Consider the following 15734-nt stretch of genomic DNA (forward strand, 5'->3'; position numbering starts at 1 on the left):
CTATTCGTGAACCCAAACCGAAACATTTCCTGCCGGAACCGGAAAATTCCCCCATCCGTTTTCGTCAATGGTAACTTTTTCGGAAAACCATCCCATAAAATCATAGAATTGCTTCCCTGAATATCTTTCACCCATTTCCATTGGTTTTTCGTAAGCATCTTTGTTGCTTAATACTACTGCGCAACCAGCGTGTTCATCGTCACCTTCGCGAGTCCAGGCAAGACAGTTGGCGTCTTCAAAATAATCTTTTTGTGCTCCATAAGCGAATTGTTGTCGCGCTTTCAACAGTTCTTCAATTTTTTCTACTTTGTCCAGAAATATTTCCTGATCGTTTCCTTCCTTGTCTTTATCGGTATAGTGCGCTCCAAATAAATCCGGATAAAATACACAAGGATATCCGTTCTCTCGAAGAAGAATAAGGGCATAAGCTAATGGTTTGAACCATGTTTCAACAGGAGCTTCCAAAGCTTGTAGAGGTTGTGTATCGTGATTGTCGACCACGGTTACAGAAAATGCGGGATTCAATAAAGTCAAGGTTTCATCAAATATTTTTCTTAAATCATAATCCGCACCTTCTTTCGAAGCAATGTGAAAATTTTGTTGAAGAGAGGAATCGAACAAACTCATGCAACCTTCGGTGGCATCTATATAATTTTGCAAAAGATTTACTTCGCCAGGAGCCCAATACTCACCGACGGCGAAAATATTTTTAGCAGTATTTTCCCGAAGTTTGTACAGCCATTCTTTGTAGAACACCGGAGATTGATGTTTCACCGCGTCTAAACGAACTCCATCGAAATGAATCTGGTCGTGATACCATTTGCCCCATTTGTCGAGTTCTTCCCGAACGAATGGGTTTCTGTGGTCGATATCGTTGTACATCAGATAATCATAATTTCCTTTTTCGGTATCGATCATTTCTTCCCAGCCATCGCCGAAATCGTGGAAGATTTGGTAAATTCCTTCTTCCTGACCTTCCGCATAATCTACGCCAGAAAAGCAGGTAAAATTCCATTCGAAGTCTGAATATTTTTTTTCACGGTTCGGAAAAGTGAATTTCGTGTAACTTTCAATTTCAAAAGGTTCTGAAATGTTTTCTTGTCGGTTTTCGGGATTTACTTTTACGGCATGGAACTTTTCTTTTTCGTCGCCGCCGGCTTTATGATTCAAAACAATATCGGCAATTACAGAAATGCCGCTTTCTTGTAAAGTTTTGCACGCGTTCACATATTGTTCTTTAGTACCGTATTTTGTAGGGATGGTACCTTTCTGGTCAAATTCGCCTAAATCATAAAGGTCATAAGGATCGTAACCAACAGAATAACCGCCGCCATTAGCCTTATATGCAGGTGGAAACCACACCGCTGAAATCCCGAGCTCCTTTAAATAATCAGCCGCCTTAGCAGCTTCGTCATATAATTTACAGTCTCCCTCCGAATACCAGTGGAAAAACTGAATCATCGTTGCGTTCATCGTTAAAGTTTAATACGACGCATGAGCAAAAATCATCCCAATATGCAGGACCTCTTACTCAGATTTATTTTTCTTCTGATGATTATCCTGCATAGTTCAATATTAGAACCAGGACCTGCGCTTTTTATCATCTGTATAAACAGCTATGGCCTTAACCTTACTGAAGCAAACATTATCCCGACCATGAGCCGCGAAGGCAGGTTGGATGAACCGCGCGAAGTAGCACAAGGATTACTGTTCCTGAGTTTTGATGCGGCAAGTTATGTACATGGTAATGTGCTGCATGTGGGCGGAGGTTTCGAACTTCTTTAAGCAAAATTGAAAAAAAATGCACAGTTCAGGGCTGTGCATTTTTATTTGGAGAAGTCCTTAATTACCGGTGTTAACCAGATTTATTCTGCTCTGTATTCGCCGTCGCCGTTTTTGCCCCAGAACTGGATTCTGTGTGCCGAAACTTTAATCAGGCAGATTCCTTCGGTTTCAATGCCGTCGGGAAACCACATTTCCAACCCTTTCACCCATTTTTCTTCAAGCATTTTGCGGTTTTCAGTGATGGTTGCCATGCCGTAGCAGTCTACAAAAGTCATATCATCCGTCTGGAAAATCAGTGAAATCATCGGATTATTTTCGATCTGTTTTACTTTGTTGGAATCACGGTAAGAGAAAAACCACGAATCTCCGTCGTATTCAACTTTCCCGTTGTTGCTCATGGGGCGGGAATGAAGCGTGTTGCGCCCGTCTTTGGTCACCATCATGCAAAAATCAAGATTTTTCATCATGGCTGCTACTTTTTTTAAGGATACTTTTTCCATTGGATAGAGGTTTTTAGTGTTACTGACTTTTTTCTTACTAAAGAATAAATTATCCGTTTCAGTAATCAAATGTTTTACCAAAAATTAAAAAATAGTCTGTTAACTTACCTTAATATCTGCTGAATGTGGAATCCACTGTTTTTGCCGCCACAAAAAAAGACCGCAACAAGCGGTCTTTATGATATTAAATTACAGGAGATTATTTACCTGCAACTACATTAAGTTCAAGATCAACTTCCTGAGAGATCATCCAGTCTTTAGGATCTCCTTCAGTTCCGTAAGCCAATCCCCAGTCTTGTCTGTTGATGGTGAAGATTGAAACCATTGTCAGTCCGTTTTCAGTAACTTCTACTTTCGCAGGGAAGCTTACGTTTACGGTTTTGTCTTTAATAGTAAGGTTTCCGCTTACTGTTTTGTTGGCACCTGCCACTTTGCTTTCAGTTCCTGCTGCAAGGTCTTCCACTTTAGTGATGTCGAATTTCACGCTTGGGTATTTTGCAGTATCAAAGAAATCTGCACTTTTCAGGTGTGCATCAAGGTCAGCAGAAGTTTTTCCGTCGCTCATTGCAGGATCAACCGCAGCCGGGTCAGTAGTTAAAGTGTTAAGGTCTGAAGTCAGGCTTCCGGATACCAGGTTTCCGTTTTCTACAGAAAATGTTCCTGCGGTTTTGGTCGTTCCGAATCTTGGGTTCAATCCGCCTTTATGATAAGCAGTCCATTTTACAGTAGTGCTGTCGGTATTTACTGTAAAAGTTTCTCCGGTGTGTTCAGCTACAGCCTGCTCAGTTGCAGTGGTAACGCTGTCGGTTTTTGATTCTTTACATGATACAGCAACAAGAACTGCTGAAAGGGCCAAAATTGATAATTTTTTCATTGTATAAATAATTAGTTGTTTAATTCGAGTGCAAAAGTAGCCTAAGGAATCTGTCCCCGAATTGATGTATGATAAGAAACGCACCGGAATTTTAAAGTTTACAGAAAAGAACCCGCAGCATCTTCCAGTTCTTTAACCCGTTTCCGAAGGATTTCTTTATTCGCTTGTCTCCGTCTTTTCGATCCATTGAAGCGTGCTTTTGTCCAGCGGAATCTTGTGAATCTCAGTTTACCGAAATGATGCTGTAAAACATAGATCATCATTCCAATTCCGGCGATGGAAATCAGACCGTATATTTTTTTATTGGCAACAAGAATCGCATTCAACTGTATGTTTTTATAGCCTGCCAGTGCCGCTTGCGGCGACATCAGATTACCGTCCATGTAGACGGCGAGATTATTCACGCTTTGCCACTGGAACTGATACTGCAGCCAGGAGAAGAATGAGGAAAATACAGCCGTAGCCACAAAACTCCGGAAAACCAGAACAAGCCCGATCGCCTGAAGCATTTCTTCCATCTCCAGTTTGTCCAGAATATAAAACCAAACTGCGATGAAGAGTGCACCTAAACCGTAACCCTTTAGGATCATCGGCAGCAGCCAGCTTTCGTAGTTCAGTTCGGGAACCATCATGAAGTACATCATCACCGTATTCAGAAAAAACGCCGCAAAACCGGAGAAAATAAACATCTTTAAAGGTCTTTCATTTTTGAACCATAAAAAGGCTACTACGCCAGCCAGGACTACGCCCGGAACCGTCATCAGATTCAGCGACGCATTGGTTACCATATCATAGCCCAGAATTCCAATGGTATAGGTATTCTGCAACGAACCGGCGCCCAGAAATACACCGGTGAAAAGCAGCATCAGCAGACCGCTCTGGACGTTGCTTTTGGTGAAAATTCCGAATGAAACATAACTTCTCCTCAGCGTAAGCTGCCTCAGCGCGAGCAGTACAAAACTGATGAGTGTGCCCCAAAATGAGATGCGGATATTTTGCGATTCGAACCAGTTCAGCGTTTTTCCGAAAGACAGAAAAAAGGCCATAAACATAAAAGTAGCGGCGAAAAGTACAATGCTGAGCCAGTCGATCTGGGAGAACGGCATCTTCCGGGCAAACCGCTGGTTGTGCTGAAAGATCACTACAATCATGATCAGGATGAGGCAAAGTCCGGCAGTCAGCAGGTGAGGGTACTGCCACGTGGTATGGTAGGCGAGTTTGGCCAGATAATATCCAGCAATATTTCCTGCGATAATAGAAAACGGATAAAAGACCGCATAAAATTTACCGCGTTTTCCGTCCGGACTCAGAATAAACATCAAAGGCAGAATGAATTCCATCATCATGAACATTTTGAAAAAGCCCATAAGGAATGAAGCGGCCACAATAATTTCAGGGACTGCCGTTGTACCAATCACGAAGGACAGCAGCGCGGTTACTGCCAGCGAGACAATCATAATCTCCTTAGTGCGGAAACGCATTTTCACCCGTAAAACCAGCGGCATTGTAGTGGCCATTCCGATAAAAGAAGCGAAGTTGGCCATCATCAGGTATTCGGACATCGTGCCGAGATCGCCCACCATCATGCTGATGTTTCCCATATTCACTGGATTAACCGACATGATGACAAAGGTAAAAATGAGGATCAGTAAAAGCTGTACGGGTTTCGGAACCCAGTTTTTAAAGAGTCCTTTATTGTAATCAGACATTTTATTTGATGTTGTTTATGGTCACATTCACATTCATTCCTGCACGAAGCTGGTCAAGATCTTCTTTTTTGTTTTCGGGAGTGAATTCAATTCTCACCGGGATGCGCTGCTGAACCTTTACAAAGTTTCCGGTGGAATTGTCCACAGGCACATTCGAATATTTAGAACCCGTCGCTGCGGAAATCGCGGTCACCATCCCAACGAATTTTTTCCCGCCGAGGGCATCTACGGTCACCGTCATTTTTTCACCCACTTTCACGCCGGGCATCTGGCTTTCGAGGAAGTTGGCGGTGATCCATTTCTGGCCGTTCAGCACAATGGTTCCCAACTGTTGTCCGGGCTGCACCAGTTGTCCTTCGTTGATGAGTCTTCTTCCCATAATGCCGTCATAAGGCGCGGTGATTACGGTATAGGAAAGGTTGATCTTTGCCATATCGAGCATGGCGGCAGTTCTTTTGATCTCAGCATCATTTACTCCCAGGCGGCTGCGGGTTTCCCCTGTGGCAAGGCTCGCGGAATTTTTCTGACTGATCAGTGTTTCGTAGGCAGCTCTGGTAGCATCGTACTCGGTTTTTACCTGATCATACTGCTGTCTTGTCACCGCTTCGGAGGCCAGTAGGTTTTGGTAACGTTTCAGGTTTTGTTCAGCATTCCAGAGTCTGGCTTTGGCGCCTGCGATATTGGCATTGGCCACATTCACGTTATTTGAAACTGTATTCACGGCAGATGAGGTAACATTTCTCGAAGCCAGCGCATTCTGGTAGGCTGCTTCTGCCTGCGCAAGCTGGGTGCGGATTTCCCTTTCATCCAGAATCACAAGCGTGTCACCTTTTTTTACCGCCTGGTGTTCGTTGTATTTAATCTCTTTGATGTATCCCGCCACCCTCGTATTCACAGGATTGATGAATTCCTCCACTTGCGCGGAATTGGTGAAATTATCCTCACTCAAATGGAAATAATGCTTTACAAGCCAATAAAATCCGCCTACCGCCATTGCAAAAACGAGTAAATTAATGACGGTGGTCTTTACTCTGTTCGATTTTTTCTTTGCTTTTTTCTGAGCATGAGAAGGTTTTTCTTCCGTTTTAGGGGCTGTAGCCTTGGCTTCGGTTTCCGGCTGAATATTTTCTGCAGCTGTATTTTTTTCTGACATCTCTTTTGGTTTTATAAGGTTCCTGTTGTTTTCATTAAATTATAGTATTGGTACTGCACATTGATCTCGCTGTTGGCGTAGAGCAGTTCCGCTTCAAGTTTGGCATTGGTGGCATCGGTCATGTCTGCTTGAAGTGCCAGTTGGTTCAGGTATTTGGCTTCAATAATGCGGTAGTTTTCATTAGCCAGAGCTTCGCTTTCCTTATAAAGTTGCGCCTGCTGAAGGGCTTCCTGCCATTTAAGATAAGCGGCATTGGTCTGTACATCGATATTCTGCTGTTGAAGGACGAGAACGTCTTTGGCCTGATTCAGCTGAAACTTTCCGAGCTGTTCTTTTTCTTTGGTCTTATACAGGTTGTCGATGTTGTAACTGATAGAAACTCCCGTTTGCCACGTATTGGTGTAGAAATCCTGCGCAGGTATTGTACTGGTCACCGGTCTGGCCATGCTGTAGCCGCCAAAAGCCGCGATGGTGGGCATTTTATCGGTTCTGATGATTTCGATATTCTTATTTGCGATATCGATGCCGGTTTGGGCAGATTTCAGAACGGGATGGTTCTGATGCGCCAGCTCCTGATAATACTGCAATTCCCGGGATTCACCCGCATCACTAAGAGAACCGAAAGGTTTAATAAGGACATCGGGTGCAAGGCCGATGGCGGTGGCCAACTGGTAGTTCAGCGCGGATCGGTTATTGTCCAGAACCAGAATTCCCTGTTCCAGATTTTTCATTAAAAGTTCCCCGCGGATGATTTCATTGCGCGTCACCATGCCCTGTTTGTAAAATTTCTTTACGTTATCCAGCCTCTGCGCAGCGAGTTTGCGGTTGTTGAGGTACACGTTTTTCTGGTTGATGATTTTCTGGATGTCCAGATACGTCGACATCACCAGAAATTTGATGTTCTGCGCATCTTTCTCATGATCGAGTTCCGCGAGCTGTTCCCGCAGTGCTGAGATTTCAATGGATTTTTTTACGAGTCCGCCTTTAAAGATCAACTCAGAAGCCTGCACACTGTAAGTGTTGCCGAAATGCGGCATGTTGATGGTGGCTACTTTAGACAGGTCTTTGTCCAGAATCAGCGCATCACCAAGATAAAACGCGTTGGCGGAAGCGGTAATAGAAGGCAGTTTCTGCAGTTCCGCGATTTTGGTCTGCTGTCTGGCGATCTGTATGTTTTCTTTCGAAAGTTTAAGTTGGGTATGGTTTTCCAGAGCCAGCTGCACCACTTCCTCCAGAGTCATGGTTCGCTCTGTAAGCTGGGCGTTGGCGGTGGAAAAAAACAGACTCAGGACTACAAGAGTCATTTTATTTTTTAGGATCATAGGTTCCGTGATTTTTAACGGGACAAAGGTACTTCATCAGCACACCCGATAAAATGACGGAAAGAATGAATAAAATGTTCAAAAGTAAGATTTAACCCCGGAAACGTTTTCGATAAGCGTTGGGGCTTTCGCCGGAATGTTTCTTGAAAAAGTGTCCGAAGGAATACTGGTCACTGAATTTCAGGTTAAGTGCAATCTCGTAAAGTGACTGTTCTGTGGTGGATAACTGAGCTTTGGCCTCCTTCATCACAAAAGCTGCGATGATCTGTCCCGCGGTTTGTCCTGTCACCTCCTTTAAAACGGAAGTAAGATGTCTGGAAGTAATAAACTGTTTGTCAGCGTAAAAACTCACTTCCCGCTCCTCCAGATAGCAGTCACCTACATTTTTCAGGAACTGCAGCACGATTTCCTGTTTTCTGGAGATCTTTTCTTTAGAAAACCTCGAGGCATGCACAATCATATCGGCAAATAGATAGACCGTGGAAGAAAAAAGGTGCCTTATGATTTCGTCGCGGTGCGCGGAGGGTTCCGGACGCTGCAGCACAGATTTCAGAAGACCGATTGTTTTCCAGATGCTGTCGAAAGGTTCCGGCTCCAGCCGGAAGTGCCGAACCAGTTCGTTGCGGAACCAGACAAAGGCATTGAGCCGGTTGATGTTAAGGGGCAGTTTTTCGGTGTATTCCCTTGAAAATGCGACCAGCAGCAGTTCCAGGTCATCGCTGATCTCCAGGATTTCGTAGACTCTGCGGGAATCAATAATGGCAACATGATTTGCAGTAAGTTCTATCCGGTCCACATTTTCAGTGTAGACTACCCGCCCTTTTTTCAGGATGAAAAACGCTGGATTTTTAGGGTGATAGGGATATCCGATTTCAATATAATCGAAGATGTTCTGCGCGTCAAATATCTTTATCGGGTTTTCCAAAAGATTACGGTTTGAGCAAAGTTAAGAATTTGAGGGTAACCGCCCGACAAAATGGGACAGGCTTAGGGAGTAAGACAGGAGCTAAATTGCAGTTTTTCAGTTGGTTCAAGTTGCGCCATTTGGTAACTTAATAAATCTACTTTAGTTAAAAAGTACTTTCTGGATATGAGGTAGTAGTAATCATTCATGGCAGCGAAAAGAATTTGAAGATTATCGTTGGAATAAGCCTCGCCATTAAAATACTCCCATTCTTTTGAGAGGTAATTTTCAAAATTTTCTGTAGTCTGCGCGGGTATTTCACTACTTAAAGTTTCATCTACCATCAATTTTTTTATTTCCTCTTTTAATTCAATTTCTTTAGGCAGAAGAGCTTTGAAATTCTCTTTTATTTGCTTAAATGGTGTTACCACGCTTATAAACGCTGTTGCCATAGAGAGGTTGTTATACAATGATCCCTTATCTTCATATTCTGAATCCTGTTTAAAGAAACTGATGTACTTTTCTTTTAAGACCGCTGCATTTCCTTTTTTTAGCGCTTCATTATAGAAGAACTTATAAATTTTCACATCGTTTTCCTTTATTCTTTCCCGAATGGCGTTTTGTGGTTTTTCTATTTTTGGGATTAAATCCTGAGCCTGAGCTGATTTGTATTTTTTACCATCATAGTCGAATGATTTTATATCTATAGACTTATTGGCAATACTAAGTCATATATTCCTGTCGTTTTCAAAAGCAATATCATCATAAACCATATCTACCTTTTCCTTTACTAAAAAGGAGATCCAAGGTTTCTGTACTATCAAAATCAAGACAATTATTTACGTCAAATTCAACCGGACTTTTGTCGTCATAATAGCCGTTATATTCAAGAGGGAAACTGTTTTTATTAAATGTGTCGGTATAATCTTTTTTAAATTCTTCAAAATCCAAAGACAAGGCACTGTGATCATATGTAACCGAAGAAAACAGTTTTTCTGTGATTTTCTCCTGTATATTTTCTTGGTCTTCAAACAATAGAATTGCGGGTTTTTCAACTCCTGTTTTATGGATGCCAGTCAATTCCAATGCCTTTATTCTTTCTTCGGTACTTGGGTGAGATGCCCACTGGTCTTTAATTGTTAATTTTGATTTATTATATTTACTCAAGTCCAGTTCAGATACGACCGGCAAATTATTCCGGAAGGAAAGATTATTTTGGGTTGCTAAAAAATTCATAATAAATTCCTGCTCCCTGTATATGTTTTTACTTTTAATGTTCTCCGGTATTTTTGCTTCATAATAGTTTAATACCGTGCTATAGGAATGCTCTGCTAAATCTATTCTTAGCAAAGATTCTTTCAGAGGTACATATCCTGCAACATTTGCAGCAATTTCATCCGCATGAAATTCCATTTCTCTCGACAATGCCATATAACTGACATTTACAAAATCGTACATTTTTCTTAAAACCCACTGAATGCCGTGGATTAACTTTACTGCAATGGCAACGAATATTGAAAAGTATCCGCTAATATTTGCCCATTTCTGCATCATATTGTCAAATGAATCATTATCATTTAACATATTAAATATCACCTGATTTACATTGTAAACATAGCTGCCCACTTTCATGCTGCGTTGCGAAAAATGGCCAAATTCGTGAGCTAAGATTGCCTTGAACTCCTGTTCTGAAACTGTATTCACCAAGCCTAATCCAATCTGTAGATTCTTACGAACAGGAAATATCATGCTCCAAAAATTAGAGTCGTAAAATACAGAGGCATTTACATCACTGGACAGATATATTCTCTTAGGAAAGTCCGTCTGCACTTCATCTACAATTTCTCTTATAATAGAAAACAGCCTTGGCTCTTCATGCTCAGAAATCTCAATCAGATGGCTTCTGTCAATTTTATGCTGTTTGAAAAGGAATTTAAACAAAAAGATAATAATGAAAAAGCCAAGACTCGCCAGGCCAATTCCCAGTCCCAATGTTATTATACTGGGTTTTGCTGCAATCAGCGCAATTCCTCCAATAACGCAGAGAACGGTTATTCCAACTGCTAAAGACAAAAGAAGCAGATAAACAAGTATGAACAAAATAATAGCAAAAACAGCCTTACCCGTCATTTTTTTGAAGTTCGATGATATTTGAATGTTCATGTTTTGTTTTTATTATTTTTTGATGACCGAAGTTGGATAAAAAATTAATTAAGAAAAAATGTGAAGAACGGGAAGGCCGAAACCAAAAGTGAAAAAACAGACTGAGGCAAATGCCTATTCAGATTGTCTAAATCAATTGAAAACTATATGAAATAGTAAATTTACGGGAACCAGGCAATGCTGTATTTAAAACTTCTTTACGCCAATACGCTTTTTGGAGAAGAGCGGTTATTTCCAATCATAGTTTTTTGACCAGAGATAAAATTCGTCGATTTTGTCTGGGTTTAGGCTGCTGTATTCTGTAGCATGACCATTATTTGCAGATAGAAATATGATGTTTGAAAAAGGTTCAATTAAATTTCTGTTTTTCATTTCAATGAAATAGGGAGCCAGAAATTCCCAGAAGTAACCCTGTTGATTTTTTTTCGTTTCATCCAGAGCACCACAGATACTTTTGAACTTCTCTGCAAATTTCTCAATATCAGTTTTGTTCTTGTTTTTTTCATCAAAATCCAACGCCGCAGACATTGATAAAACCACATCAGCTGTCGCAAAATCATTCTCTGATTTCCTTTTCTTATTTACTTTATTCAGCGTGTTTTCATCTATTGTTAACGAAATTGAATTGTCACCCTGTTTAGAAACACCTTTATTCATTAACGAAATAATCGCATCGAGATTACCTTTTGCCCGGGTGCTTTTATTGTCTAGAATAAGATATCTGCTTGAGGCTAAGATGGAAGCTATCCTGTTAGAAGAACTTAATACCGCTAAAGCATTAAATGAACCCGGATGGTTGGGATTTAGTTTTGTAGAAGCCTGAAAAGCTTTTATTGCCTCTTCATTTTTCCTGCTAGTAGCTAAAGTAATTCCTTTATTAAAATATAAATGGTAATAAGAAGGATGTTTTTTTAGTCCTTCATCATAGATTTTTAAAGCTAAATCTGGTTTGCCCATATGATCTAAAGCATTTCCATAAGTAACATATACTGTTTTGTTGTCATCATTCGGATATAACTTCAAAATATATTTAGAAGTTTCAACAGCCTCATCGTATCTTTTTAAAGCTTCTAGGGTCATTGCCTTTTCATACAGTGCAAAAGAATTGTCTTTATCCAAGATTAAAGCTTCGTTATATTTGGATAGAGCCTCGTCGTATTTTCCTGCATCGTGAAGTTCAATTCCTTCATCAACTTTTTTATAGGCGTGCTCTGCATTTTGTGCAAGGAGGATATTGGTAACAAATAGGGACAGGTAATAGATTTTTCTCATCTGTGGGGATTAAATGACAAATATTATGGTAAAAACTTTGTGGGGTTATTAATTTTTCTTGAAACTAATTTAATTAAAAATGTGAAACAAAACCCTAAATTCTCTGATTCCTTTGAAAATAAAATGAACAATCACCCAAAAAAACATTAATTAAACAAATGTTCTATAAAACTTCAGTCACACATTCCGGTAAAGGAACATTAGCCGACATTTTTTTTGGTTCCATTCATTATCTGTAGTTGGGCATACGCGTTTTTCTCATTTTCCGGAATCCTTTCTATTCTCATTTTGTTCCATGTAGTTCACTATCTGTTTTTGGCTCAGATAGTCTTTGGTTTCTTTTTGTTGTAAGCTGTTCTTCATTTTTCTCCCGAAGAATTTTCCATAAAAGTAATGCGAAGATCAGGGTCAGGATTGAGAAATATTTTTCAAAGTTCGTTTGAGCAAATAAATTACCGATTGTATTTAATGAAAATATGATGAAGAAAATCCAAAGGATGATGTCAACATATTTACGGTTAACATTTTTTGCTTTTAATGATAGTATCCAGATCAGCAACAGATTTAAAATAATCGAGACACCTTCAAATATATACATTTCCTGTTCGGATTGTAGCCGTCCACCCCATACAATATTGAAAGGAATGATTTTGAAAAATATCAGAAAATGAAAAGCAATAACTAAAGCCAGCATGCCTGTTAAAATCCGGATTATAATTTTCTGAGTATTCATCATTTGTTTGTTTTCATTTATCGATTGTCGACCCGGATAGAGATAACGAAATTATGATTTGGAAATAGTTTGGTAGCGAAGTGCTATTATGTTAACAGTTCATCAGCGGTTCGCTGAGAGATTCGAAGTCAATATTAAAAAAAAGCAACATCACCGCAGTGCTGATTTTCAGAAGGTTGTCCGTTCCGTTAAAATTCTGTTAAAATATACGTATCTGTTTAGTGACAAACGCTTAAAGCTAGGTTAATCTTCTCCAGATTTTTGAGGGGTAATTTTGCACGAAAATAATATATCGTGAAAAGAAACCTTCAGAAAATCCTTATTCTCGTTCTTGCGGGAACCGTATCTGTAGAAATGGCAGCGCAGAAGAGTAAGGATACGCTTAAAGAAAAAAAGATTGAAGAAGTGGTAGTGACCGCTTTGGGAATTAAAAGACAGGACAAATCCCTTGGTTATGTTGCAGAAACCGTAGGCTCAGAGACCTTCGAAGAAACCCAGAATAACAACTGGGTGCAGGCAATGGAAGGTAAAGTGGCCGGACTGAAGATACAGACTGCCGGCGCCGGTCCGCTGGGATCTGCCAGAATTACCCTCCGCGGTGAGAAATCCATGTTTATGGATAACAACTATGCCCTGATTGTAGTGGACGGAATACCGCTAAGTGACGGTCCAAGAGTGAATTCCGGAACCGGAACCCCGGCCTACGGCGCAGGTTCAGGTGGAGATCTTCCTATTGATTTAGGTAACGGACTGAACAGCATAAACCCCGATGATATAGAAAGTGTAACCGTACTGAAAGGCGCATCCGCGGCTGCGCTTTACGGGTCCAGAGCCGCCAACGGTGCTTTGATGATCACCACCAAATCCGGAAAAAGCAAGAACGGAAAAATGCAGGTCTCTTTCAACTCCTCTGCAAGTTTTGATTCTGTGCTGAAATGGCCGGATTATCAGTATGAATACGGCCAGGGTACCCTCGCAAAAAATAAAGACGGACAGTTTTATTACTCCTACGGCCAGTCTGCGGACGGCGTGAGTACGGGCGGAACAAGTAGTGCCTTCGGACCGAAGTTCGACGGACAGTATTACTTCCAGTATGATCCTACCGTACAGGGACAGAGCCCAACAAGACAGCTATGGAGACCTTATAAAGACAATGTAAAAGGCTTCTGGGAAGTGGGTTCTACCTATTCCAACAGCGTTTCACTGGAGCAGGCCAATGACAGAACAAGTTTCCGTACTTCATTAACTTACCTCGACAATGAGTGGATGATGCCGAATACCGGTTTTAACCGTTTCAACTTTGCAGGATCACTGTCCCATAAACTGAATGACAGGCTGAAGATTTCAACAAAATTGGCCTACAGCCGTATGAAAAGCGACAACCTTCCGGCGACAGGATACAACAATCAGTCGATTTCTTACTTTATGATCTTCCAGAACCCGAATGTGGACCTGGCGTGGTACCGCCCCATCTGGAAAAACGGACAGGAACAGCTCGACCAGATTCACCCTTTCAGTTCTTTTATCGACAATCCTTACCTCATCGCTTACGAAATGCTGAACGGTGTGGACAAAAGAACCATCAGCGGAAGCATGATGGTAGATTATAACTTCAACAACCACTTCAGCATGATGCTCCGTTCCGGAATTGAAGTGCTGAACGAGGAGCGTACCACCAAAAGACCCTGGAGTTCTGCCAACTACCTGAAAGGCTTCTACCGCGAACAGTTCATTACCAACCAGGAATATAACAGTGATGTACTCTTTAATTACAAAAACAGTTTCGGCAGTTTTGACGTTTCAGCTTCTGTCGGTGGCAGTATGCGGTATAACCAGTATATCATGAATGATTATCGTGCCGAAGGACTAAAGATTGCCGGAGATTATACCCTTACCAATGCCATTTCCCTGATCACCAAAGTACCTAAGCCTTATGATGAGCAGGTCAACAGTGCTTATGCGCTGATAACCTTCGACTGGAACAATAAAATTTTTGTCGATGTAACAGGAAGAAACGACTGGAGCAGTACACTGCCTGCAGAAAACCGTTCGTTCTTTTATCCGTCGGTAAGTACGAGTTTCATTCTGTCAGATCTTTTCAATATTAAATCTTCCGGACTCAGCTACTGGAAACTCCGCGGATCCTGGGCAAAAGTAGGGATCGACGGTTCACCATACCAGTTGGAGAAATACTATGACCTGGATGATATTCCGGGCGGTGTTACCCCACCTTCGGTATTTCCTAACCCAAATCTGAGACCGGAAATCAATACCAATATTGAAGCGGGGATGGACCTTGGCCTCTTCGGAAACAGACTGAATTACAGCTTTACACTTTATCAGAACAATACCGCAGACCAGATTATCCGCGTACCGATGATGTACGAAACCGGTTATGCGCACCGCTGGATCAATGCCGGAGAAATCCGCAACCGCGGCGTGGAAATGAGCCTTGATTATACGCCGGTGAAAACCCAGAATTTCCGCTGGAAATTGGGTGCCAACTGGTCTCTGAACGAAAACGAAATCATGAGCCTTCCCGATGAGTTCGGCGGCGAACCTTACACCATGGCCACTGTTGCCGGAGTCGTGTATTTCAACGCCGTGGTAGGCGGTTCCCTTGGCGACCTTTATGGGTTTAAACTCCTCAGAACTCCGGATGGGCAGGTAATCTATGGCGATAACGGCCTTCCTGCACGACCGGCAAATGTAGAAAAAGTAGGCAATGCCTTCGCAAAATGGAGAGCGGGCTTCCAGAACGAATTCAGTTATAAGAATATTTCCCTAAGCTTCTCTTTCGACGGACAGTATGGCGGAATGGCGTACTCCCAAACCCACCACAAAATGTCGGAGCAGGGTAAACTGGGCCACACCCTGGTCGGAAGGGATAACCCGAACGGAACCATCGTTGGTTTAGGCGTGGTGCAGAATGCCGACGGCAGTTTCAGCCCAAACACCAAACCGGTAAACCTCACGTCATATTACGGAGATTATTATCGCCGTGCGAATGTGGAGACCAATACATTCGACACCTCTTTCATCAAACTCAGAGATGCCAGAATTGCTTATTCTTTACCAAAATCGGTAATTCAACCTTTAAAAGTAAATGAGCTTACGCTTGCCATCTTCGGAAAAAACCTCTGGATTTGGACCGAATTCCCAATGTTTGATCCTGAAGTAGCCACCCTCGACAACAGTACCATTACCCCGGGAGTGGAAATCGGGCAGCTGCCTTCCTCAAGAACCATCGGGTTCCAGCTTAATGTGAAATTTTAATCCGTGAAATCTCAGATCACTTCCCTTAAAATCAATAAAAGAA

The 15734-nt window shown here is 41.6% G+C and carries 13 protein-coding genes; 2 read left to right on the forward strand and 11 right to left on the reverse strand.

The features are described 5' to 3' along the window. Positions 1 to 1473 carry an alpha-amylase gene (amyA, locus tag OK344_RS12070; RefSeq protein ID WP_265145011.1) on the reverse strand — a complete coding sequence of 491 codons (1473 nt, stop codon included), beginning with the start codon at positions 1471 to 1473 and terminating at the stop codon, positions 1 to 3. Between the two features lie 42 nt (positions 1474 to 1515). Here amyA and OK344_RS12075 point away from each other — a divergent pair, with 42 nt between their 5' ends. Then, positions 1516 to 1785, forward strand: coding sequence for a hypothetical protein (locus OK344_RS12075; protein WP_265145012.1), 270 nt, complete (start codon positions 1516 to 1518; stop codon positions 1783 to 1785). Between the two features lie 80 nt (positions 1786 to 1865). Here OK344_RS12075 and OK344_RS12080 read toward each other — a convergent pair whose 3' ends face one another. The 10 genes from OK344_RS12080 to OK344_RS12125 all read right to left on the reverse strand — a co-directional run bounded on the left by OK344_RS12080 (position 1866) and on the right by OK344_RS12125 (position 12418). Then, positions 1866 to 2285 (reverse strand): pyridoxamine 5'-phosphate oxidase family protein, encoded by a 420-nt coding sequence (locus OK344_RS12080; RefSeq protein ID WP_143756224.1) that lies wholly within the window; start codon positions 2283 to 2285, stop codon positions 1866 to 1868. 199 nt (positions 2286 to 2484) lie between these two features. After that, positions 2485 to 3159, reverse strand: a complete 675-nt coding sequence (locus OK344_RS12085) for a YceI family protein (protein ID WP_265145013.1) — start codon at positions 3157 to 3159, stop codon at positions 2485 to 2487. 98 nt (positions 3160 to 3257) lie between these two features. Further along, the gene (locus OK344_RS12090; protein ID WP_265145014.1) at positions 3258 to 4868 is read right to left on the reverse strand and encodes an MFS transporter; all 1611 of its coding nucleotides are present in this window, start codon (positions 4866 to 4868) and stop codon (positions 3258 to 3260) included. A 1-nt stretch (position 4869) separates the two neighbouring features. Further along, entirely contained in the window at positions 4870 to 6021 is a 1152-nt protein-coding gene (locus tag OK344_RS12095) for an HlyD family secretion protein (protein ID WP_265145015.1), read from the reverse strand. Between the two features lie 11 nt (positions 6022 to 6032). Then, entirely contained in the window at positions 6033 to 7325 is a 1293-nt protein-coding gene (locus tag OK344_RS12100) for a TolC family protein (protein WP_265145017.1), read from the reverse strand. A gap of 109 nt (positions 7326 to 7434) precedes the next feature. After that, on the reverse strand, positions 7435 to 8268 hold the full coding sequence (locus tag OK344_RS12105; RefSeq protein WP_265145018.1) for a helix-turn-helix domain-containing protein: 834 nt from the start codon (positions 8266 to 8268) through the stop codon (positions 7435 to 7437). 62 nt (positions 8269 to 8330) lie between these two features. Then, positions 8331 to 8834 carry a hypothetical protein gene (locus OK344_RS12110; protein WP_265145019.1) on the reverse strand — a complete coding sequence of 168 codons (504 nt, stop codon included), beginning with the start codon at positions 8832 to 8834 and terminating at the stop codon, positions 8331 to 8333. A gap of 175 nt (positions 8835 to 9009) precedes the next feature. After that, positions 9010 to 10410: a M48 family metalloprotease gene (locus tag OK344_RS12115; protein ID WP_265145020.1), complete on the reverse strand. Its 1401-nt coding sequence runs from the start codon at positions 10408 to 10410 to the stop codon at positions 9010 to 9012. 228 nt (positions 10411 to 10638) lie between these two features. Further along, positions 10639 to 11682 carry a tetratricopeptide repeat protein gene (locus OK344_RS12120; RefSeq protein ID WP_265145021.1) on the reverse strand — a complete coding sequence of 348 codons (1044 nt, stop codon included), beginning with the start codon at positions 11680 to 11682 and terminating at the stop codon, positions 10639 to 10641. 283 nt (positions 11683 to 11965) lie between these two features. Then, positions 11966 to 12418: a hypothetical protein gene (locus OK344_RS12125; protein WP_265145022.1), complete on the reverse strand. Its 453-nt coding sequence runs from the start codon at positions 12416 to 12418 to the stop codon at positions 11966 to 11968. Between the two features lie 291 nt (positions 12419 to 12709). Between OK344_RS12125 and OK344_RS12130 the strand changes: the two genes are divergently transcribed. Beyond that, positions 12710 to 15691: a SusC/RagA family TonB-linked outer membrane protein gene (locus OK344_RS12130; protein WP_265145023.1), complete on the forward strand. Its 2982-nt coding sequence runs from the start codon at positions 12710 to 12712 to the stop codon at positions 15689 to 15691. The last annotated feature ends 43 nt before the right edge of the window (positions 15692 to 15734 follow it).

The organism is Kaistella yananensis (assembly GCF_026107505.2).
GTDB lineage: Bacteria > Bacteroidota > Bacteroidia > Flavobacteriales > Weeksellaceae > Kaistella > Kaistella yananensis.

Bases quoted from the DNA above. Each gene is read 5' to 3' on its own strand.
- amyA (WP_265145011.1), bottom strand. From the start codon at position 1,473: ATGAACGCAACGATGATTCAGTTTTTCCACTGGTATTCGGAGGGAGAC.
- OK344_RS12075 (WP_265145012.1), top strand. From the start codon at position 1,516: ATGCAGGACCTCTTACTCAGATTTATTTTTCTTCTGATGATTATCCTG.
- OK344_RS12080 (WP_143756224.1), bottom strand. From the start codon at position 2,285: ATGGAAAAAGTATCCTTAAAAAAAGTAGCAGCCATGATGAAAAATCTT.
- OK344_RS12085 (WP_265145013.1), bottom strand. From the start codon at position 3,159: ATGAAAAAATTATCAATTTTGGCCCTTTCAGCAGTTCTTGTTGCTGTA.
- OK344_RS12090 (WP_265145014.1), bottom strand. From the start codon at position 4,868: ATGTCTGATTACAATAAAGGACTCTTTAAAAACTGGGTTCCGAAACCC.
- OK344_RS12095 (WP_265145015.1), bottom strand. From the start codon at position 6,021: ATGTCAGAAAAAAATACAGCTGCAGAAAATATTCAGCCGGAAACCGAA.
- OK344_RS12100 (WP_265145017.1), bottom strand. From the start codon at position 7,325: ATGACTCTTGTAGTCCTGAGTCTGTTTTTTTCCACCGCCAACGCCCAG.
- OK344_RS12115 (WP_265145020.1), bottom strand. From the start codon at position 10,410: ATGAACATTCAAATATCATCGAACTTCAAAAAAATGACGGGTAAGGCT.
- OK344_RS12120 (WP_265145021.1), bottom strand. From the start codon at position 11,682: ATGAGAAAAATCTATTACCTGTCCCTATTTGTTACCAATATCCTCCTT.
- OK344_RS12125 (WP_265145022.1), bottom strand. From the start codon at position 12,418: ATGATGAATACTCAGAAAATTATAATCCGGATTTTAACAGGCATGCTG.